This is a genomic window from Pantoea sp. AS-PWVM4 (assembly GCF_000468095.1).
Taxonomy (GTDB): domain Bacteria; phylum Pseudomonadota; class Gammaproteobacteria; order Enterobacterales; family Enterobacteriaceae; genus Pantoea; species Pantoea phytobeneficialis.
Map to the genome: position 1 here is coordinate 38,626 of NZ_ASZC01000020.1, position 19,865 is coordinate 58,490.

Annotated in this window: 21 protein-coding genes; 7 read left to right on the plus strand and 14 right to left on the minus strand. The window is 52.8% G+C overall.

What is annotated here, in order from left to right; translation table 11 throughout:
* The first annotated feature begins 21 nt into the window (after nt 1–21).
* The gene (gene cobB / locus L579_RS18090) at nt 22–855 is read left to right on the plus strand and encodes a Sir2 family NAD+-dependent deacetylase (protein WP_021185630.1); all 834 of its coding nucleotides are present in this window, start codon (nt 22–24) and stop codon (nt 853–855) included.
* Nucleotides 856–932: 77 nt separating this feature from the next.
* Here cobB and potD read toward each other — a convergent pair whose 3' ends face one another.
* Genes potD through potA form a run of 4 tightly spaced genes read right to left on the minus strand, consistent with a single transcriptional unit; the run spans nt 933 to nt 4,716 of the window.
* On the minus strand, nt 933–1,976 hold the full coding sequence (potD, locus tag L579_RS18095) for a spermidine/putrescine ABC transporter substrate-binding protein PotD (RefSeq protein WP_021185631.1): 1,044 nt from the start codon (nt 1,974–1,976) through the stop codon (nt 933–935).
* A 10-nt stretch (nt 1,977–1,986) separates the two neighbouring features.
* Nucleotides 1,987–2,760: a spermidine/putrescine ABC transporter permease PotC gene (gene potC, locus L579_RS18100; protein ID WP_036627384.1), complete on the minus strand. Its 774-nt coding sequence runs from the start codon at nt 2,758–2,760 to the stop codon at nt 1,987–1,989.
* A complete protein-coding gene (potB, locus tag L579_RS18105; protein WP_200864680.1) occupies nt 2,757–3,608 on the minus strand; it encodes a spermidine/putrescine ABC transporter permease PotB in 852 nt (283 codons plus the stop codon). Before potB ends, potC begins: the two co-directional genes overlap by 4 nt.
* On the minus strand, nt 3,601–4,716 hold the full coding sequence (potA, locus tag L579_RS18110; RefSeq protein WP_021185634.1) for a spermidine/putrescine ABC transporter ATP-binding protein PotA: 1,116 nt from the start codon (nt 4,714–4,716) through the stop codon (nt 3,601–3,603). Before potA ends, potB begins: the two co-directional genes overlap by 8 nt.
* Before the next feature lie 306 nt (nt 4,717–5,022).
* Between potA and pepT the strand changes: the two genes are divergently transcribed.
* A complete protein-coding gene (pepT, locus tag L579_RS18115) occupies nt 5,023–6,249 on the plus strand; it encodes a peptidase T (protein WP_021185635.1) in 1,227 nt (408 codons plus the stop codon).
* A 51-nt stretch (nt 6,250–6,300) separates the two neighbouring features.
* Here pepT and L579_RS18120 read toward each other — a convergent pair whose 3' ends face one another.
* From L579_RS18120 to rluE, 8 genes are all read right to left on the minus strand, one after another.
* Nucleotides 6,301–7,422, minus strand: a complete 1,122-nt coding sequence (locus tag L579_RS18120; RefSeq protein ID WP_021185636.1) for a ribosomal protein uL16 3-hydroxylase — start codon at nt 7,420–7,422, stop codon at nt 6,301–6,303.
* A gap of 57 nt (nt 7,423–7,479) precedes the next feature.
* On the minus strand, nt 7,480–8,940 hold the full coding sequence (gene phoQ / locus L579_RS18125; RefSeq protein ID WP_021185637.1) for a two-component system sensor histidine kinase PhoQ: 1,461 nt from the start codon (nt 8,938–8,940) through the stop codon (nt 7,480–7,482).
* A gap of 3 nt (nt 8,941–8,943) precedes the next feature.
* Nucleotides 8,944–9,612, minus strand: a complete 669-nt coding sequence (phoP, locus tag L579_RS18130) for a two-component system response regulator PhoP (RefSeq protein WP_021185638.1) — start codon at nt 9,610–9,612, stop codon at nt 8,944–8,946.
* Between the two features lie 104 nt (nt 9,613–9,716).
* On the minus strand, nt 9,717–11,087 hold the full coding sequence (gene purB / locus L579_RS18135) for an adenylosuccinate lyase (protein ID WP_021185639.1): 1,371 nt from the start codon (nt 11,085–11,087) through the stop codon (nt 9,717–9,719).
* A 48-nt stretch (nt 11,088–11,135) separates the two neighbouring features.
* Nucleotides 11,136–11,777, minus strand: coding sequence for a high frequency lysogenization protein HflD (gene hflD, locus L579_RS18140; protein ID WP_013508697.1), 642 nt, complete (start codon nt 11,775–11,777; stop codon nt 11,136–11,138).
* Nucleotides 11,778–11,811: 34 nt separating this feature from the next.
* Complete coding sequence (gene mnmA / locus L579_RS18145) at nt 11,812–12,924, minus strand: tRNA 2-thiouridine(34) synthase MnmA (protein ID WP_021185640.1); 1,113 nt, start codon at nt 12,922–12,924, stop codon at nt 11,812–11,814.
* Between the two features lie 38 nt (nt 12,925–12,962).
* Nucleotides 12,963–13,439: an NUDIX domain-containing protein gene (locus tag L579_RS18150; RefSeq protein WP_021185641.1), complete on the minus strand. Its 477-nt coding sequence runs from the start codon at nt 13,437–13,439 to the stop codon at nt 12,963–12,965.
* 16 nt (nt 13,440–13,455) lie between these two features.
* Nucleotides 13,456–14,109: a 23S rRNA pseudouridine(2457) synthase RluE gene (gene rluE / locus L579_RS18155; protein ID WP_021185642.1), complete on the minus strand. Its 654-nt coding sequence runs from the start codon at nt 14,107–14,109 to the stop codon at nt 13,456–13,458.
* A 131-nt stretch (nt 14,110–14,240) separates the two neighbouring features.
* On the opposite strand from rluE, the gene icd reads away from it, so the two are divergent.
* Both icd and L579_RS24285 read left to right on the plus strand, forming a co-directional pair.
* On the plus strand, nt 14,241–15,491 hold the full coding sequence (gene icd / locus L579_RS18160) for an NADP-dependent isocitrate dehydrogenase (RefSeq protein ID WP_013508701.1): 1,251 nt from the start codon (nt 14,241–14,243) through the stop codon (nt 15,489–15,491).
* Nucleotides 15,492–15,560: 69 nt separating this feature from the next.
* The gene (locus tag L579_RS24285) at nt 15,561–15,680 is read left to right on the plus strand and encodes an antiterminator Q family protein (protein WP_255341966.1); all 120 of its coding nucleotides are present in this window, start codon (nt 15,561–15,563) and stop codon (nt 15,678–15,680) included.
* A 457-nt stretch (nt 15,681–16,137) separates the two neighbouring features.
* Here L579_RS24285 and L579_RS18170 read toward each other — a convergent pair whose 3' ends face one another.
* On the minus strand, nt 16,138–17,148 hold the full coding sequence (locus L579_RS18170) for a hypothetical protein (RefSeq protein ID WP_021185643.1): 1,011 nt from the start codon (nt 17,146–17,148) through the stop codon (nt 16,138–16,140).
* 371 nt (nt 17,149–17,519) lie between these two features.
* Nucleotides 17,520–17,705, minus strand: coding sequence for a hypothetical protein (locus L579_RS18175; protein ID WP_036627391.1), 186 nt, complete (start codon nt 17,703–17,705; stop codon nt 17,520–17,522).
* A gap of 650 nt (nt 17,706–18,355) precedes the next feature.
* Here L579_RS18175 and L579_RS18180 point away from each other — a divergent pair.
* From L579_RS18180 to L579_RS18190, 3 genes are all read left to right on the plus strand, one after another.
* Complete coding sequence (locus tag L579_RS18180) at nt 18,356–18,985, plus strand: hypothetical protein (protein WP_152521910.1); 630 nt, start codon at nt 18,356–18,358, stop codon at nt 18,983–18,985.
* A gap of 329 nt (nt 18,986–19,314) precedes the next feature.
* Nucleotides 19,315–19,512 carry a DUF6404 family protein gene (locus tag L579_RS18185; RefSeq protein ID WP_021185645.1) on the plus strand — a complete coding sequence of 66 codons (198 nt, stop codon included), beginning with the start codon at nt 19,315–19,317 and terminating at the stop codon, nt 19,510–19,512.
* Nucleotides 19,513–19,550: 38 nt separating this feature from the next.
* The gene (locus L579_RS18190; protein WP_235056625.1) at nt 19,551–19,826 is read left to right on the plus strand and encodes a hypothetical protein; all 276 of its coding nucleotides are present in this window, start codon (nt 19,551–19,553) and stop codon (nt 19,824–19,826) included.
* Nucleotides 19,827–19,865: the final 39 nt, after the last annotated feature.

The window sequence follows — 19,865 nt, forward strand, 5'->3', positions numbered from 1 at the left end:
TGCGCAGATTAAGGAGCCTTTATGCGCACACCCCGTCGTCGCTTACGACTCGCCCGCTATAAAAAAACGCGTCGTAAAGTGCATCAGCGCTTTCGCCAGCGTATTTTTGAACGCGATCGTAAAGCCGAGCTGGCCGCGCATCCCTTACCGCGTGTGGTGGTGTTAACCGGGGCGGGAATATCAGCGGAATCGGGCATTCGCACCTTCCGCGCGGCGGATGGCCTGTGGGAAGAACATCAGGTAGAAGATGTTGCCACCCCGGAAGGATTTCACCGCGATCCGGCGCTGGTACAGGCGTTTTACAATGCGCGTCGGCGTCAACTGCAACAACCTGACATCCAACCCAATGCGGCGCATCTGGCCCTGGCGGAGCTGGAGCAGGTGTTGGGCGATAACTTCCTGCTGGTGACGCAAAATATCGATGATTTGCACGAACGCGCCGGTAGCCAACGCGTGCTGCATATGCACGGTGAATTGCTGAAAGTGCGCTGTGTCAGCAGCGGCCAGGTGATTGACTGGACCGACGATCTCACCCCGGATGACCGCTGCACCTGCTGTCAGTTCCCTTCCGCATTGCGTCCGCATGTGGTGTGGTTTGGCGAAATGCCGCTGGGGATGGAAGAGATTTATCAGGCACTCGATAGCGCCAACCTCTTTATCGCGATTGGCACCTCTGGTCATGTCTATCCGGCGGCCGGTTTTGTCCATGAGGCGAAAATACAGGGCGCGCATACAGTGGAACTGAATCTGGAACCCAGCCATATCGGTAACGAATTTGCTGAAGGTCAGTACGGCCTGGCGAGCGTTGTGGTGCCGGAGTTTGTGCACACCTTTCTGCGTGGGTTGTATAAATAGACAAAAATCCGCGCGATAAATCGCGCCGCTACAATACATGCAGGTCTCGTAGCGGCGCGATTTATCGCGCATTTTTGTTAACGTCCCGCTTTGAGCTTCTGGAACAATGTCTCGTACTGCACGCTGGCATCGCCGACATCATTCTGCCACTCGCCGTGATTAATCACGTCTGCGGAGGGATACAGCGACGGGTCTTCCGCTACCGCTTTCGGCAACAATTTCTTCGCCGCCAGATTTGGCGTCGGATAACCAATGGTTTCCGCCACTTTTGCGGCGACTTCCGGGCGTAGCAGGAAGTTTATCAACTTCAGCGCGCCGGCCTTGTTTTTGGCATTGGCCGGGATCGCCAGGTTATCCATCCAGAAAATACCGCCTTCTTTCGGCCAGATGACCTGCAACGGTGTGCCGGCCTGACGCGCAACATAGGCGGAACCATTCCAGATCATGCCGAGATTCACTTCCCCTTCCATATAAGGGTTGCCTGGGTTATCGGAGTTGAAGGCCAGCACGTTCGGCATCAGCTTTTTCAACTCTTCATAAGCCGCGTCGATCTCCTTCGGGTCACGGGTGTTGCCCGAGTATCCCAACTTAAGCAGCGCCATCTGGAACACTTCGCGTGCATCATCGGTCAGTAGCAGGCTTTGTTTATATTCCGGCTTCCACAAGTCGGCCCAGCCGCTGACGCTTTTCGGGTCAATGGCGTCGGTATTGATGCCAATCGCGGTTGCACCCCAGATATAGGGGATCGAGTAATCGTTATTGGGATCGAACGGTTTGTTGAGCAGATTCGGATCGAGGTTGTGAAAGTTGCTCAACTGAGACTTATCAATTTTCTGCAACATCCCTTCATTGCGCATTTTGGCGATAAAGTAAGTGGAGGGCACCACCAGGTCATACGCGCCATCTTTCCAGGTTTTCAGCTTGGCATACATGCTCTCGTTAGACTCGTAGGTGGAGTAAATCACCTTGATGCCGGTTTCTTTGGTGAACTGCTCCAGCAGCCCCGGCGGCACATATTCGGTCCAGTTGTAGAAATAGAGCGTGTTGCTGTCGTCAGCCTGTGCGCTCTGCATGCCCAGTGCCAGCGCCCCAGCCGCCAGCCAGTGAGACCATTTATTCATGGGTTGTCCTCTATTTAGTTTTATCGCGCAATAACAGCTGACTGGCTGCCACCAACAGCAGCGACAGTAGCAGCAAAATTGTCGCCAGCGCGTTCACCTCGGGCGAGACGCCGACTTTCACCATCGAGTAAATTTTCAACGGCAGAATTTCAAACGTTGGGCCGGTGACGAAGGAGGAAACCACCACATCGTCCATCGACAGGGTAAAGCTCAACAGCCACCCGGCAGCCACCGCGGGCAGCGCCAGCGGCAGCAAAATCTTGCGCAGGATGATGATTTCACTGGCACCGAGATCCCTGGCGGCCTCCAGCATACGCACATCAAACCCTTTCAGACGTGAATACACGGTAATGACGACAAACGGCAGGCAAAAGGTGATATGCGAAAACAACAGCGACCAGAAGCCGAGTGAGATGCCCAGCAACATAAACAGCACCAGCAGCGAAATCGCCATCACAATGTCGGGTGACATCATCACCACAAACAACATGCCGCTGACGAAAGGTTTGCCGCGAAAACGATAACGATACAGCGCGACCGCCGTCAGGGAACCGATAATCGTGGCGCAGCTGGCGGAGAGCACCCCCATCAGCAGCGAATGTTGTGCCGCCTGGAGCAAACTATCGTTGTTGATCAGCAACCCGTACCACTGGGTACTGAATCCCTGCCAGTTGATGCCAAAGCGCGACGCATTAAACGAATTGACGATCAGGATAATGATCGGAATATAAAACCAGGCGTAAATGACGGCCATAAAGCTGCCGCGTAACCAGCGTGCCATTATTGCAGCTCCACTTTGTTATTCAGCAGTCGCGCCGCGCGCCAGTAAAACAACAGCATCAGCCCCATCAGCAGCGTCATTACGATGCTGGTGGCGGCCCCAAACGGCCAGTCACGGATGTTAAGAAACTGGCTTTTAATCACGTTACCAATCAGCAGATTTCTGGCGCCACCCATCAAATCGGAGACGTAGAACAGACCCATTGCCGGGATCAACACCAGCAGGCAACCGGCAACAATCCCCGGCATGGTAAGCGGCAAAATGATGCGGATAAAGCGTTGCAGCGTATTCGCGCCGAGATCCCGCGCCGCCTCAAGACAGGAACGGTCCAGTTTTTCCAGGCTGGAGTAGAGCGGTAGCACCATAAACGGCAGCAGGATATAAATCAGCCCAAGGATCACCGCTTGCGGCGTGTACATAATGCGAAAAGGTTCATCGATCACCCCGAGCCACAACAAAAAATCATTCAGCCAGCCGCGGGTGCTGAGAAAAATTTTCAGGCCGTAGATGCGGATCAACGAGTTGGTCCAGAACGGCACGATCAGCAGAAACAACATCAGCGGCCGCAGGCGGGGCGACAGCCTGGTCAGGCACCAGGCGAAGGGATAACCCAGCAGCAAGCAGCAGAGGGTGGCAATCACCGCCATATTCAGCGAATGCAGCAGCACCTCGGCATATAACGGGTCGACCAGACGGCTGTAGTTACTGAGGGTAAACACCATGCTGACGAAATGCGCATCGTCACGCGTCAGAAAGCTGGTGACAAAGATCATCAGGTTTGGCAGCAATACGAACAGCGCCAGCCAGCCGACAATCATTGCCACAATAAAATTTTGCAGGCGATTACGCATCAGTTTCATACGGCAGCACCACCTCCCAGCTTTGCACCCAGCTCACCGCCATTTTTTGGTTTAGCGAGTGGTCAAAATCGGGATCGTCCTCATTAAAGAACTCACTCACCGTCAGCAACTTACCGTTTTCCAGTTCGACGGTAGATTCCAGCGTCATGCCTTTGTAGTTGCGTTCGCGAACATAGCCGATCAGCTGGTCGCTGGGGCTGTCGTCGGCTATCTCTTCCACACGCAAATCTTCCGGGCGCAGCAGAACATGCAATTTATCACCCGCGACGACCGGGAAAGGGCAGTGGATCTCACATTCCCGACCTTCCACACGCGCGCGAACACAGGGTGCGTTATCACTGTTCAACACCTCGGCATCAAACACGTTGATTTCACCGATAAATCGGGCGACAAACAGATTGGCGGGTTCTTCATAAATCTCGCGGGGCGTGCCATCCTGTTCAATCCGTCCATCACGCATCACCACGATGCGATCCGACATGGTCAGGGCTTCTTCCTGATCATGGGTGACAAAGACAAAAGTGATACCCAGCTTACGCTGCAACGCTTTCAGTTCGTTTTGCATCTGCTTACGCAGTTTGTAATCCAGTGCCGACAACGACTCGTCAAGCAGCAAGACTTTTGGCCGATTCACCACCGCACGGGCGATTGCCACGCGCTGCTGTTGGCCGCCAGAGAGCTGCTGAGGGCGACGCTGCGCAAAACTTTCCAGCTGCACCATCGCCAGCGCCTCGTTGACGCGCCGGGTTATCTCATCCGTCGGGGTTTTCTGCATCCGCAGGCCAAAAGCGACGTTCTCAAATACTGACATATGCGGAAACAGCGCATAGCTCTGAAACACGGTGTTGATATGGCGGTGCTCGGCGGGCGTGTCGGTGATATCGTTGTCATCAAGGATGATGCGACCGTTATCGGCCTCTTCCAGTCCGGCAATCAGACGCAGGATCGTGGTTTTGCCACAGCCGGAGGGACCCAGCAGGGTGATAAATTCGCCGTGGCGGATAGTCAGCTGAAAGTCGGAGATGATGGATTTACCATCGAAAGCTTTACTGATGCCAGAAAGCGTAACCAGCGCTTGTTGCGCGCGTGTTTGCGTCATTTTAGTCACTCAGTCTGAAAATGATCTGATTACAGCATAGTCGTTGGTAACGGCCTGCCGTGATGAAGGGCGGGATAATACCTGAAAAAAGCACCAATGCCATGTTTCAGCGAGGAATTACCTTGAAAAGTCTGAAAAAAATCGGAGTATGCTGTACGGACACTCGCTGGCAGGGAAGTCATCTTTCTTTATTTGATGATTAAGCAAATCATCAGGACAGGACTAACCTGATGGATAATGATTTGACGCAACATCGCGTCACCAGCGACCTATGATAATAATGCAGGTTCTTTAGAGGGATGACCGATGGATCAATTACTTGAGCGCTTTCTCAGTTATGTGGCGGTAGAAACCCAATCAAAACCGCAGGCACGACAGGTGCCAAGCAGCGAAGGGCAGTGGACGCTGGCACGTCAGTTACAGGAAGAACTGCTGGCTCTGGGTTTTGTTGATGTGACTTTAAGCGACCATTGCTGCGTGATGGGCACCTTACCGGCGAATGTTGACTGGCCGACCCCGGTGATTGGCTTTATCTCGCATATGGACACCTCGCCGGATTTCACCGCGAAGAATGTCAATCCGCAGATTATTGAAAACTACCGTGGCGGGGATATTGCCCTCGGCAATGGGGACGAAATTCTTTCGCCGGTGATGTTCCCGATATTGCATAAATTGATTGGTCATACGCTGGTTACCACCGACGGTAAAACCCTGCTGGGTGCCGATGATAAGGCCGGGGTGGCGGAAATTATGACGGCGATGGCGCGCCTTGCCAAAGGGGATATCCCGCACGGTGCGATTCGTGTCGCCTTTACGCCGGATGAAGAGATTGGTCGTGGTACGTCGTACTTCGACATCGAGAATTTTGCCGCCGACTGGGCTTATACCGTTGATGGTAGCGACCTCGGCGAATTCGAATTCGAGAACTTTAATGCCGCGTCAGCCGTGGTGAAAATCGTCGGTAACAATGTTCATCCCGGCACCGCGAAAGGCGTGATGGTGAATGCGCTGGAGCTGGCGATGCGTTTCCATGCTGAGGTTCCGGCGCAGGAGAAACCCCAGTTTACCGAAGGTTATGAAGGTTTCTATCATCTGCACAACATCAAAGGCACGGTAGAACATGCCGAGATGCAATACATCATCCGTGACTTTGACGCCGACAACTACGCGAAACGTAAACAGCTGCTGGAAGAGATTGGCCGTCGGGTCAGCAAGGGATTACACGGCGAGTGTTCAGTAAAAGTCGAGATCAGCGACAGCTATCGCAATATGCGGGAGAAGGTCGAGCCACACCCGCATATTATCGAGCTGGCGTTGCAGGCGATGCGTGATTGCGGCATCGAGCCAAACGTGAAACCGATTCGCGGCGGTACTGACGGTTCAGCGTTGTCGTGGAAAGGTTTACCGTGCCCGAATCTGTTTACCGGTGGCTACAACTATCACGGCAAACATGAGTTTGCTTCACTCAACGTGATGGCCCAGGCGGTGGATGTGATTGTGCGCCTTGCAGCGCTGGTGGCAGAGAAGAAATAACGTCCGTCACGGCGCGTTTATCGCGCCGTGACGGTTCAGTGCATACTGTTGTTAGTCCGCGAAGAACCAGTAGCCACTGTTGACCAGTGCAGCGAGCTGCGCCAGCAGCGACGGGTCATCCAACGCAGTACCAAAATCTTCCAGCGTCAGCACCTGACGATTGGCCAGCGCCGCCAGCACTTCCGGGTGGCTACAACCCACGCTTTCACCATTAACGAACACCACATCACCCAGCGTCAACACACGCAGACCGCCAAGACGGGTCAGGGCGTCCCCCTGTTGCAGGGCATCGTAGATCTCATCTGGCTGATATGGTGGCTCAGGTGGCGCGATATCCAGTTCGTGACGTGACTGGGAAATAAATTCGCCAAACCACTGGTTAAATTGTTCCGGCTGATTGATCACATCCAACATCGCCGCACGGATGCCTTCCACTTCTGACGGCAGGATTTGCGACGGACAATCACGCGTTGGGACATCGGGATCGCTATAACGATAGCTGCCCAGCTCATGCGCCAGCACATAGTCGGCAAAACCGCTGATCAGTTCACGGCCACTGGGGGCACGGAAGCCTACCGAGTAGTTTAGCGCGTTTTCCAGCGAGTAACCTTCGTGCGGGAATCCCGGCGGAATATAGAGAATATCGCCCGGTTCCATCTCTTCATCAATGATGGCATCAAAGGGTTCCACCTGGAGCAGGTCCGGGTGCGGGCAATGCTGTTTCATCGGCACTTTCTCGCCAACGCGCCAGCGACGACGTCCGGTGCCCTGAATAATAAACACATCATACTGGTCGAAATGGGGACCTACGCCGCCGCCCGGCACGGCAAAGGAGATCATCAGATCGTCAATGCGCCAGTCGGGCAAGAAGCGGAACGGACGCATCAGCGCCGCAGAAGGCTCGTGCCAGTGGTTCACCGCCTGCACCAGCAGCGACCAGTTGTTTTCGCCGAGATGATCGTAACTTTCAAACGGACCGTGGCTTACCTGCCATTTGCCGTTGTTGTGGCTCACCAGGCGGCTATCCACCTCGTTTTCCATTGCCAGACCGGCCAGCTCATCAGGAGAAATAGGGTCAATAAAGTTTTTAAAACCACGTTTGAGCACCACCGGGCGTTTTTGCCAGTAGCGCTGAATAAAATCGGGCCAGTTAAGATCGAGCTGATAATCCATAGAAGGGTTCCGGTTAGGGCCATGAATGCCTGCAAGTATAACAGCCCGCGTGCCGTTCTACTCACGACGATGTTCAACTTCCTGACGTTGGAAGATGACTTCCATACGGGCACCGCCCAGCGGGCTGGTGGTGGCGATAACCTGACCGGCATATTGTTCCAGAATGTCGCGCACCACCGCCAAACCCAGGCCCTGGCCGGGACGCAGCGTATCGGCGCGCTGCCCGCGTACAAAGATCAAATCCCGCTTGCTTTCGGGAATGCCGGGACCATCGTCGTCGATATACAGATGCAGGGCTTTGTCTGTCTGGCGCGCGGTGACCTCAATAAACTCCAGGCAATATTTGCAGGCGTTATCCAGTACGTTGCCCAGCACTTCCATGAAATCGTTTTGGTCACCGATAAAGGTCAGCTCAGGGGAGATATCGAGGGTGATTTCCACCCCTTTGCGTTGATAAACCTTGTTTAACGCCGAGCACAGGCTGTCGAGCAACGCGGAGACGGAATGGAGGTCGCGCTGCAACGGGTTATGGTCGGCCTGCATGGTGGCACGATGCAGGTAATAACCAATTTGCTGCGAGATACGGCTGATTTGTTCCAGCATCACCGGTTCGGCTTGTTCCACCGTCAGCTCTTTGCCGCTGCGTAGTGAACGCAGCGTACTCTGCAACACCGCCAGCGGGGTTTTCAGGCTGTGGGTGAGATCGGACAGTGTAGTGCGATAGCGCGTATAACGCTGTCGTTCGTTGGAAAGCAGCAAATTCAGGTTGCGAACCAGGCTCTTCAGTTCCTGCGGAGGATTATCATCGAGGTTTTCACGCTGGCTGGTTTCCAGCTCGCGTACCTGAGAAGTGAGATCGCCAATGGGACGCAGGCTCCAGTGCGCGGCCAGCCATAGCAATGGGATCACCAACAGCAGATTCGCGGCCAGCACATAGCTAAACCATGACCACACCACATCCGAATGTTGCAGTTCCTGCGGGATCGAATCGACTACCACAATCGTCAGCGCCGGTAAGTTGGTGGTGGCATCGTAGCGATTGACGGCAACCGAGTGGGTAAAGGTGTCGTTGCTGTCGGTATCCCAGGCGTGTAACTGCCTCTGCGCCACCGGGTTATTCCCCATCGCCGCCAGGCTGGTACGATTGCTGGTATCAATTTCGTAAAAATCTGGTTTGAGTAACCACTCGCGCTGAATTTTCTTGCGAATCTCCGGGACATCGCGCTGTTGCCACAGCAATTTGCCGTGTTCATCGTAGATAAAAACCAGCGTCGGGAAATTCAGCGTCATGCGCTCCGGCTGAGCAATGGTGAGTTTGTTGTCCTGCCATTGGGCGAGGGTAAAAAACAGGTTGCTCTCGCCTCGCATCACGCGGTAGGTGTTCTTATCAAAACTCACCACATAACCCACCACGGCAACCATGCCGTAGGAGAGCGACAGAAACAACACAATGGCTGCCGTCGCCAGCAAAAAGCGGGCGCGCAGTGAGAAGGGACGCAGACGACGCAACCAGTTCATTTATCAGAGATCGAAGCGATAGCCCTGGCCGCGTACGGTGTTAATCACTTCCGTCGGATAGAGCGCGAGAATTTTTTTACGCAGACGCCCCATCAGCACATCAATGGTATGACTTTCACGCAGTTCGGCGTCGGGATAAAGCTGCAACATCAGCGAATCTTTGCTGACCACTTTACCGGCATTGCGGATCAGGGTTTCCACGATAGTGTATTCAAACGCCGTCAGTTTGACCTGTTCTTCATTGATGGTCAGCTCGCGACGCGAGAGGTCAACCTGAAACGGAGGCATCGAGATAATCTGGGAAGCATGGCCGCTGTTACGACGCATCAGCGCCTGCAAACGTGCTGCCACTTCTTCGATATGGAAAGGTTTGGTGACATAGTCGTCGGCACCGGCTTCCAGCGCCTCCACTTTTGCCTGCCAGCCTTCACGCGCGGTCAGCACCAGAATCGGTTGGCGAATGGCATCACCACGCCAGCGGCGGATCAGTGACATACCGTCTTCGCCCGGCAGGCCGAGATCGACCAGCGCAATATCCGGCACATGCTCCTGGAGAAAATAATCGGCTTCTTTCGCATCTTCTGCGGCATCCACCTGATGGCCCATTTCGCGCAATTGCACGGCGAGATGATGACGCAGCAGCGCATTATCTTCCACAACCAGAACACGCATAGCATTTCCTTACTTTCAACACATTGATGGAGAAAAGTATATGCCAGGTCAGCTAAACCGCAGATTAACGCAGGCGAGCCGCGGCGCGCCTGCGTGGGTGGCGATTACTTCAGGTCGTCAACCATCTGGACCGCACGGCCAAGGTAGTTTGCCGGCGTCATCTGTTTCAGACGCACTTTTTCTTCTTCCGGCAGTTCCAGGCTATCGATAAACGCCTGCATACCGGCCGCATCCACGCGTTTACCGCGCGTCAGCTCTTTCAGTTTCTCGTACGGCTTCTCGATGCCATAACGACGCATTACCGTCTGGATTGGCTCCGCCAGAACTTCCCAGTTGTGATCCAGCTCGTCAAGCAGACGATCGCGGTTCACTTCCAGCTTAGAGATGCCTTTCAGCGTCGCCTGGTAGGCAATCAGCGCATAACCCACGCCAACGCCCAGGTTACGCAGGACGGTGGAGTCGGTCAAATCACGCTGCCAGCGCGAAACCGGCAGTTTGCTGGCCAGATGTTGCATCACCGCATTCGCCAGACCGAGGTTACCTTCGGAGTTTTCGAAGTCGATCGGGTTAACTTTGTGCGGCATGGTCGAAGAACCAATTTCACCGGCAATAGTTTTCTGTTTGAAGTGGTTGAGCGCCACGTAGCCCCAGATATCGCGATCAAAGTCGATCAGAATGGTGTTGAAACGCGCGATGCAGTCGAACATTTCAGCAATATAGTCGTGCGGCTCAATCTGCGTGGTGTAGGGGTTCCAGGTGATGCCCAGAGAGGTAACGAAGGCTTCGCTCAACTGGTGCCAGTCCACTTCCGGATAGGCAGCGATGTGGGCGTTGTAGTTACCTACCGCACCATTGATTTTACCCAGTACTTCGATGTTGCCCAACTGACGCAGCTGACGCTCCATACGGTAAGCGACGTTCGCCATCTCTTTACCCATAGTGGACGGGGTGGCAGGCTGGCCGTGGGTACGCGACAGCAGCGGAATGTCGCGATATTCCTGCGCCAGGCCTTTCACTGCGGCAATGATTTTGCTCCAGTACGGCAGAATCACGTCACGGCGGGCGGTTTCCAGCATCAGCGCGTGCGACAGGTTGTTGATATCTTCGGAAGTACAGGCGAAGTGGATAAACTCAGATACCGCGTGCAGGGCAGGGACGTCGGCCACTTTCTCTTTCAGAAAGTATTCCACCGCTTTCACGTCGTGGTTGGTGGTGCGCTCGATGGTTTTGATGCGCGCTGCGTCAGTTTCATTGAAATTGGCGACGATAGCGTCAAGGAAAGCGTTTGCGTCAGCATCAAATGCAGGAACTTCCTTGATCTCTGCGGTCGCGGCCAGTTTCTGTAACCAGCGAACTTCAACCTCAACGCGGAATTTCAGCAAACCGTATTCGCTGAAAATCGCGCGCAGCGGGCTGACTTTATCGCCGTAACGACCATCGACAGGTGAGACGGCGGTCAGAGAGGATAATTCCATCAGTGCAACTCCTGAATCGTTTAACAAAGCGTAATGCCGGAAAGACGTTTAATACGCCGTTCCCAGCCGGGATAAAATGGTTTTTGCCTCACTCAGCAAACGCTGACGCGAGAACATCAGTTGCAGGCGGCCACCACCGACCTGCTGCCATAATACGGCAGAACGGATACCCGCCAGCAGCGCGGCGCGCACGCGGCCCTGAATCTGTGAGCTTTGCAGCACCTGTGGGGAGCCGGTCACCTGAATACGTGGGCCAAGTGGGCTAATCACATCGACATAAATCGCTGCCATCGCGCTGGTGATGGTGTCGGATTCCAGTTCATAGTGCGCCAGTTGGCGATCCAACTGGCTGATGCGCTGGGCCAGGGTGTTCAATGCCTGTTTGTTCCCGTGCAGTTTGCGCTCCAGTACCATCAGGCTCAGGGTGTAACGCGTCAATTCTGCACCGGCACCCTGGCGGCTGCTGCTGTTCAGCACCGCCATTAGCGTCTCCAGCCCGAGCCGCAGGTTGGCCTCATCATTGCCATACACCGCCAGCGTTGAGCCGGGATTGAGATCAAGCAGGCTGCGCAGTGACACGCTCAGCGCGTCATTATTACAGGTACCCTGATGCGCCAGCTGCTGCACCAGATGCGCAGCCTGGCAGACGCCCGCCAGTGCCAGCGTTATCTCATAATAGTTCTTAGCCACGGTTACTCCTGTATACGCGTCGGCAGCGCCGACCTTAGGCCGCTGCCCAGGGCAGACGCTGTTCAATAATGCCGCCACCCAGGCAAACGTCACCGAGGTAAAACACGGCAGACTGGCCCGGCGTGACAGCCGCAACCGGCTCATCAAAACGCACTTCAATACGGTCATCGCTGTGCGGGATAATTTCGCACGGGATATCGGTCTGGCGGTAACGGGTTTTCACCGTACAACGCAGCGGCGCGGTAATCGGCTGACGATCCACCCAATGCAACTGCTGGGCAATCAGCCCCACGGACATTAAACGCGGATGATCACCACCCTGCGCCACAATCAGACGGTTACGGGCGACGTCTTTATCGACCACGTACCAGGGATCGTCATTGCTTTCTTTACGACCACCAATGCCCAATCCTTTGCGCTGGCCCAGGGTGTGGTACATCAGGCCCTGATGCTCACCGACGATTTCGCCGTCAACGGTTTCAATCTCGCCCGGTTGAGCCGGGAGATAGCGACCAAGGAAATCGCGGAATTTGCGTTCGCCAATAAAGCAGATGCCGGTGGAATCTTTTTTCTTTGCGGTGATCAGATCAAGCTGCTCGGCAATGCGACGCACTTCCGGTTTTTCCAGCTCACCCACCGGGAACAGGCTTTGCGCAACCTGCTCATGGCTCAGGGTGTACAGGAAGTAACTCTGATCTTTGTTGCCGTCGAGGCCGCGCAGCAGGCGGCTTTGGCCGTCAACATCCTGACGACGCACGTAGTGGCCGGTCGCGATAAAGTCAGCACCGAGATCTTCAGCGGCGAATTCGAGAAACGCTTTAAATTTGATCTCTTTGTTACAGAGAATATCGGGGTTCGGCGTACGACCAGCTTTGTACTCTTCGAGGAAATGCTCAAAAACATTGTCCCAGTACTCGGCGGCAAAGTTAACTTTGTGCAATTTGATACCGAGTTTGTCACATACGGCCTGCGCATCAGCCAGGTCGTCAGCGGCAGTGCAATACTCCTCGCCGTCGTCTTCCTCCCAGTTCTTCATGAACAGGCCCTCGACCTGATAGCCCTGCTGTTGCAGTAACCAGGCGGAAACGGAAGAATCGACGCCGCCGGACATACCGACGATCACTTTTTTCTGGCTGTTGTCAGACATGACGCACTCTTGATTACGATAAAAACAGGCGGCGTATTCTAGCACGCGGAAGCCGGGTGCGCACCCTCGTGAAACGGCCACTGGAACGGAGCAACCAGTTGCAGAGGGTAGCGTGCCCCCTGTTGCCACAGCCGCACACTTTCCGCCACCAGCGGCGAACGCAGCTTATCGGCGCTGATAATCTGCTCTGGCGTCAGCCACCAGCAGCAATCGATGTCATCGTCATGTGGCGTAGTGGCGACCATTTCTGCCAGATCCAGGCCAAACAGGAACCGCACAAAAGGCGTATTATCCGGGGCGATCCACTGCTGCACACCAAGAAAATAGTCCGGCGTGGCGGTGATGCCGGTCTCTTCAAACAGCTCGCGTTGTACCGCTTCCAACAGGGTTTCATCCGCTTCCAGATGACCGGCGGGCTGATTCCAGGTAGCGCGGCCATTGACCTGTTCTTCCACCACCAGCAACTGACCTTGCGCCTGCACCAGACACGCCACCGTGACATGAGGTTTAAACATCGATCCTCCCGGATTGTTAACCTGAAGTTATTGAAAATTGTGCGCTGATATCACGCCATTCGCCCGGTGCCAGATTATCCAGCTGATGTTCCCCCAAGGCATAGCGAATCAGGCGCAGGGTAGGGAAACCTATGTGTGCCGTCATGCGTCGCACCTGACGGTTACGCCCTTCATATAAGGTGATCTTCAGCCAACTGGTGGGGATAGCTTTGCGTTCGCGAATCGGCGGCTGGCGTGGCCACAGCCATTCCGGCTCGGCGACGCGCTCGACACCTGCAGGCAGGGTGGGGCCATCATTCAGCGTCACGCCAGTGCGCAGGAGGGATAAATCTGATTCCTGCGGTTCGCCTTCCACCTGCACAAAATAGATTTTCCCGGTCCGTTTACCGGGCTGTGTTAACTGCGCCTGGAGTGCGCCATCATTGGTTAACACCATCAGCCCTTCGCTGTCGCGATCGAGGCGGCCTGCGGCGTAGACGTCGGTGACGGGCACGAAATCCTTGAGGGTGCGGCGTCCGGCCTCATCGCTAAATTGCGGTAAAACATCGAAAGGTTTGTTAAAGAGTATGACGCGTACCGGGCCTTTGGGCCGCGTATCACGGCGGACAGGCTTACGTGCCGGGCCGCTGAATCGTTTATCCTGGTGAATTCGTTGAGAAGTTTTTCGCATGGGCTTTGCAGTCGGTGACAATCAGCGCATTATAACGCGAAACTGCGGTGATTGGCGCGGCGGAAATATTCAAGTAGTATTGACGCGCATCTTACAAATCATTAACAAAAAATCGCTCGAAGGAGAGGTTAATGGAAAGCAAAGTAGTTGTTCCGGCGGAAGGTCAGAAAATCACCCTGGATCAGGGCAAACTGGTAGTACCTAATAACCCGATCATCCCCTACATTGAAGGTGACGGCATCGGTGTTGACGTTTCGCCTGTGATGCTGAAAGTGGTTGATGCCGCTGTGAAGAAAGCCTACAACGGCGAGCGAAAAATTTCCTGGATGGAAATTTACACCGGTGAGAAATCAGTAGAACTCTACGGCCAGGACGTCTGGCTGCCGCAGGAAACCCTCGATTTAATCAAAGAATATCGCGTTGCCATCAAAGGCCCGCTGACTACCCCGGTTGGTGGCGGTATTCGTTCTCTGAACGTTGCGCTGCGTCAGGAGCTGGACCTCTACGTATGTCTGCGTCCGGTACGCTACTACAAAGGCACCCCGAGCCCGGTAAAACGTCCTGAAGATACCGACATGGTGATCTTCCGTGAAAACTCCGAAGATATCTATGCCGGTATCGAGTGGAAAGCCGGTACGCCGGAAGCGGACAAAGTGATCAAGTTCCTGCGTGAAGAGATGGGCGTGAAGAAAATTCGCTTCCCGCAGCAGTGTGGCATCGGCGTGAAGCCGTGTTCAGAAGAAGGCACCAAACGTCTGGTGCGTGCCGCAGTGGAATACACCATCACTAACGATCGTGACTCCCTGACCCTGGTGCACAAAGGCAACATCATGAAGTTCACCGAAGGTTCTTTCAAAGACTGGGGCTACCAGCTGGTGAAAGAAGAGTTCGGCGGCGAACTGATCGATGGCGGTCCGTGGATGAAGTTCAAAAACCCGAACACCGGCAAAGAGATCATCGTGAAAGACGTCATCGCTGACGCCTTCCTGCAACAGATCCTGCTGCGTCCGGCAGAGTACGACGTGATCGCCTGTATGAACCTGAACGGTGACTACATCTCTGACGCCCTGGCGGCGCAGGTTGGCGGTATCGGTATCGCACCGGGTGCCAACATCGGTGACGAATGTGCGCTGTTCGAAGCGACCCACGGTACTGCACCGAAATATGCGGGTCAGGATAAAGTGAACCCAGGTTCCGTTATCCTCTCCGCTGAGATGATGCTGCGTCATCTGGAGTGGTTCGAAGCCGCAGACCTGATTGTTAAAGGCATGGAAGGCGCAATCGCCAACAAGACCGTGACCTATGACTTCGAACGTCTGATGGAAGGCGCTAAACTGCTGAAATGTTCAGAGTTTGGCGACGCGATTATCGCGAATATGTAATCTGCCTTAGCGGGTAGAGTGCAAAACGGGAGCCAATGGCTCCCGTTTTTGTTGGTGCGGCATGCATTTGTGAAGAAACTAAAGGTCACTGAGGGAATGATCAGGATAAAACTCATGATGGCAGAAGGTATTGTGGAAGGCTGTCTGTTGATGTTTGATGTAAAACTGGAAATGGACCGCTCGCTTTAGAATTAGCATGTCACAGCCCACTTAGTGGGCTGTTTGTCCCGACGATAAAGCATACAGACTATGGGAATAATCTGTCCTTTGCCTCCAGAAAAACCGCAAGAAGCATGAGGAAGGAATAGCAAACCGTGCAAATTATTAATAAACCTTTGAAGACCGGTAACCAGGACATTAATTTGATAGTGTCATTATCCGGAAAGGTGTATACATCACTGGCTTTCTCAACAAACAGTATGTTCTTTCTGTTCTTTAGTCGAAGGAAAAAGTAAGCCATAAGTGGTGCGCCAAAAAAGCCTACCATGCAGCTAAATGAGTACGGAGCAGGAAACGTATATTTTCTTTGGAAGCGATTCAATAATTCGTAGTACTTGGGCCTGTTGATTGCATACCAGATGATTGAGGCGATAAAAGCCAGGCTGGCAACAATGATAACGGCGATTACAAAAATTTTCATTTGCTGTCAGATGTCCAGGTGTTTGTATATTGAATCCATAATCAAGTCAGCTGCGGAACTTCCAGCCAAACCTCCCGCAACAGAACCAACTGCGGCACAGGCGACACCACCGACACCGGCTGTTGCAATACCGATTCCGGTACATATCCCAATACCAACAATAGAACCCAGGGCACCACCACCAACGCCACCGGCTGTTGAAGCAGTAAACGAAGTGTATTTTTTGAATGCCACTCTTTCGCATTCATTCTCACGGCCTGTAGTGCAGCTCTTGACCACTTCATTTGTTGTGTTAGCAAAAGAAAAACCAATCCCAATGAATCCACCGTATTTGAGGAAACGTGCTGCTTTGGCTGCATTACCAACAAAATTCGAGTATCCCGGTATTCCACCGATACCAACAGTTGACCACTCATGAACGATCGAGCGGCTTGAAAGGTTTAATGCTCTGCGCATATCTTCGTAAGGCCGAAGTTTAAGAGCATAACGGTTTAGAGACTTGAGAAGGGGTTTATTTACCAGTTCTTTCAGTTGGTTCAATAGCTGATTGCGCTCCACAAAGAATTGCTGACTTATAAGGGTGCCTTGTGTGCGGAATTGATTTTGGTAGCTGCCCTCGATTTTTTTCAGGGTCTGTTCTATAGAGGAATAGTATTTTTCGCCTGCATCTCCTACAGTACCGAAAATCTTGTCTCCGGCATTTGTCAGGCCCGCGATAACTCCGTAATACTTCTGCATGAAACTGGCTTCTTCTGTGCTGACTCCGTTCAAAGCCTGGTTTGTTTTTGTTTTGGCTTGCCTGAGTGCTGACAGCGCCTGCAAAGTCATTGGTGCTGGTGTATCAGGATCGGCAACAATCAATATCTGCCCGGGTTTTAACCAGGGTGTATCAGTATTCATTCTCATGAACATCTGAGCAGCTGGAGTGCGGGTATCTCTGAACAGTTCTCTGGCCTGATAATCAAGTGACCCAGGCCGCTCGACAATACAATAGCCCGGGGCCATATTACGTGCCATGCATCCATTCTCCGTCGGTTGTCGTATGTATGGCGGTGCCACGTTCAATGCCATACTCAAAAATTTCTAATTAATAGTAAATAATTCTCCAGCGTTACGCAAAAACTGTTGTAGCCAGTTACGAGTGGTCACTTAGTCATGCAGCTAAAACAGCGGAACCCTGCCAAATGGCGGGGTTATTTGCTATCGAGGGCGCGACATGTCACAGGTGTTGATACGTTGGACTGGATATGAATGTAGGAATCGAGCCAGAAAAGTTTTGAAAATCGCTATCGAGGTCCGCAATTTGATATATATGGTTCCAACACTCTTTAATGGCCGAAATAGTTCCTGAACGGGTGTTTTAGTTTTGAATTACATAATTTCGTGGCTTAACTTTTTTTTGACCCATCATAGTTCATTATTGCATCGGCAATGATTGTCCCTTGGGAAACACCTTTCTCCCGGGCCAGTAACTCTATCTTCTCGATGGCAGTCAAAGAGAGTTTATAGGTTTTAGGTTTAAATCCACGCTTCTCATCGCTGCGTTTCTGAATGCTACTTGCTGATTGAATCATATTATAACCCTTATGAGGTAGCGCGAAATCAGGCGGTAATCATTATCAGTTGGATTGGCTTAAATCATCATGGCGATGCCTGTATAAACCATCCCAAGTGAGACCTAACTATAGCTTTCAAATTTAGAATTGGCTTGGCTTTAATGAGGTTTTGTTGATGAGATTTATTGCTGTTAAAAATCTATTTTTTCAATAATGTGCGTGATTGTTCTCTTAATCACAATTTCTAAAAACATCATTAATGTTGTAAGTGTTAAGGGCCAAAGGAAGAAGACTTAAGCTTTCTTCCGTAATTCATAAGCCCCTGTGGTTGACGAACCGAGAAATTAATTGCCGGTGCGCGTCGGGGTTTTCATTATCAGAGGGCGCATAGGTGTGCTCTTGTTCATTTTTACCCTTTCAATAACTAAGCCAGTGTGAGTGACGTACATAAGCAACGCTGAGGTAACTATTCTTTGATACTACAGGCAGCACCGATCGTAACCACGGAGGTTAGAGGCCATGAAAATGTCAGCAACTGGCTGCTCCTGAGCCTGTCACTCAAACACACGATACTTTTGTTACAAAACGCCGTCACGGAATGCTGATCTTCAGGGTGCAGATGCGTTACCCTCTTGGCCCTCTTTGAGTTGTTGCGTAGGTATGCTGTTTTGAAACGTTGGGTTTTACTGATTTTTGCTTTTGTTTTATCAAGTTGCACCGGACACGGTTCAACGGAGACGGTACTGAAATCTAAACAGCCGTCAGGTCCCTTACTCAAGAACGATGATCCTTATGTGCCGCTGGAAAGCGCTGATTTGAGTAAGCTGCCGACCGAACTTGAGCCAGTTTCGCGAGAGATAATGACATTGAATCCCATGATCAAACTCTCAGCGAAAAGAAATCCGGCCGAGGCAAAAGTCATGACTCCCGCGGAGTTTCCGGTTTCACTCCTTTTCAGCTCAGTAGAAACAGACATTTCGAATTGCGAAAGGTACAGCCAGGGCAAAATACGTCTGCAATGCCGGAACCTTGCCTACACGGCTGTTCGTGATTTCGTGTCGATGATGCGCGACAGTCGAATAAACGCCTATCTCAAGCAGGCCGTGATAGATGACCTTAAAAGCGATCATTATCTGAACCTGTTTAACGCCTCCCGGTTAGCGTATGAAGTGGCGGAGAGCTGTAAGCAGAAGCACCAGGGCGGCTATGTGCGCCTTTACTGGCATGCCGTGCCGTGCAATGGTCAAGGCGAAAAACTGTCTTTCATGGATGCCCGTCGCAAAAAGTTGATTAATTAATCCAGTCCCCATGTCATGGTGAGCCGCTGACAGAACGCGCGCACTTTTGATCAAAGTGATAATTATTTAGCTAATAATAAGCATGGCAATAAAAGTTAAGTTTTTAGCGCGGATTTTTGAGATGATTCTTATGCCCCTTCAAGAGCTAAGCCATTGCGAGTGCCGGAGATAAGCGCCGGGTGGGGCATTACCTCTTCTCTGGCGATGCGACAGATCGCGCCGCCACGATCCATCCGCAAAATTTTGAGCCAGTTAACATACACAGACAACATTTCGTGTCATCTCGCGTACAAACCGCTATCGTCAGCGCTCATCTAAAGGAGGGTACGATGCAGGGCGTGATGAAATTTGTTAAAGGCTGGCTGCTGTTTTCGCTGCTATGGGGCATTTTTATGTGGTTCGTCTCCTGGCAGAGTCAAGGCAAAGAACCTGGCATGGCGGTAGTCATGAGCCTGTATGCAGGCTTGATCTACCAGGCCTTGATAACCATGGTGGCGCGCTATAAGGCACGTAAATCACAGGCATAATTGTTCGCATCTGCTCAATGCTGCCCACGTAGCTTTGCGTGGCGCTGACATTAATTTGCATCGGTTCAGGCACGCTGGTCGCACTTTTGGATCATTGTGCAGGTGAGTTGATGATGAGGAAGATGCCGCTGGCCGCCTGGTTTTTTCTGCTGTTGTCGTTTGGGTCATGCGCGCAACCGTTACCAGGGCCGCCACATATGCATGCATACAGTGGCCGCCACCTTGATGCCGGCAACAGTGGCATAGCGGATGTGGCGGAAACGCCGGATGAACACATCCAGGAACGGCGGGATGAGGTGGGGTACCACCAATAAAAAAGCTGCGGTAGACGCTACCGCAGCTTAGGTCATGAT

Excerpts from the sequence above, each read along its gene's own strand:
- rluE (WP_021185642.1), bottom strand. The coding sequence starts at position 14,109 with ATGCGAAAAACTTCTCAACGAATTCACCAGGATAAACGATTCAGCGGC.
- potD (WP_021185631.1), bottom strand. The coding sequence starts at position 1,976 with ATGAATAAATGGTCTCACTGGCTGGCGGCTGGGGCGCTGGCACTGGGC.
- icd (WP_013508701.1), top strand. The coding sequence starts at position 14,241 with ATGGAAAGCAAAGTAGTTGTTCCGGCGGAAGGTCAGAAAATCACCCTG.
- L579_RS18150 (WP_021185641.1), bottom strand. The coding sequence starts at position 13,439 with ATGTTTAAACCTCATGTCACGGTGGCGTGTCTGGTGCAGGCGCAAGGT.
- L579_RS18185 (WP_021185645.1), top strand. The coding sequence starts at position 19,315 with ATGCAGGGCGTGATGAAATTTGTTAAAGGCTGGCTGCTGTTTTCGCTG.
- phoP (WP_021185638.1), bottom strand. The coding sequence starts at position 9,612 with ATGCGTGTTCTGGTTGTGGAAGATAATGCGCTGCTGCGTCATCATCTC.
- purB (WP_021185639.1), bottom strand. The coding sequence starts at position 11,087 with ATGGAATTATCCTCTCTGACCGCCGTCTCACCTGTCGATGGTCGTTAC.
- pepT (WP_021185635.1), top strand. The coding sequence starts at position 5,023 with ATGGATCAATTACTTGAGCGCTTTCTCAGTTATGTGGCGGTAGAAACC.
- phoQ (WP_021185637.1), bottom strand. The coding sequence starts at position 8,940 with ATGAACTGGTTGCGTCGTCTGCGTCCCTTCTCACTGCGCGCCCGCTTT.
- mnmA (WP_021185640.1), bottom strand. The coding sequence starts at position 12,924 with ATGTCTGACAACAGCCAGAAAAAAGTGATCGTCGGTATGTCCGGCGGC.
- potB (WP_200864680.1), bottom strand. The coding sequence starts at position 3,608 with ATGCGTAATCGCCTGCAAAATTTTATTGTGGCAATGATTGTCGGCTGG.
- L579_RS18120 (WP_021185636.1), bottom strand. The coding sequence starts at position 7,422 with ATGGATTATCAGCTCGATCTTAACTGGCCCGATTTTATTCAGCGCTAC.
- cobB (WP_021185630.1), top strand. The coding sequence starts at position 22 with ATGCGCACACCCCGTCGTCGCTTACGACTCGCCCGCTATAAAAAAACG.
- L579_RS18175 (WP_036627391.1), bottom strand. The coding sequence starts at position 17,705 with ATGATTCAATCAGCAAGTAGCATTCAGAAACGCAGCGATGAGAAGCGT.
- L579_RS18170 (WP_021185643.1), bottom strand. The coding sequence starts at position 17,148 with ATGGCACGTAATATGGCCCCGGGCTATTGTATTGTCGAGCGGCCTGGG.
- potA (WP_021185634.1), bottom strand. The coding sequence starts at position 4,716 with ATGACGCAAACACGCGCGCAACAAGCGCTGGTTACGCTTTCTGGCATC.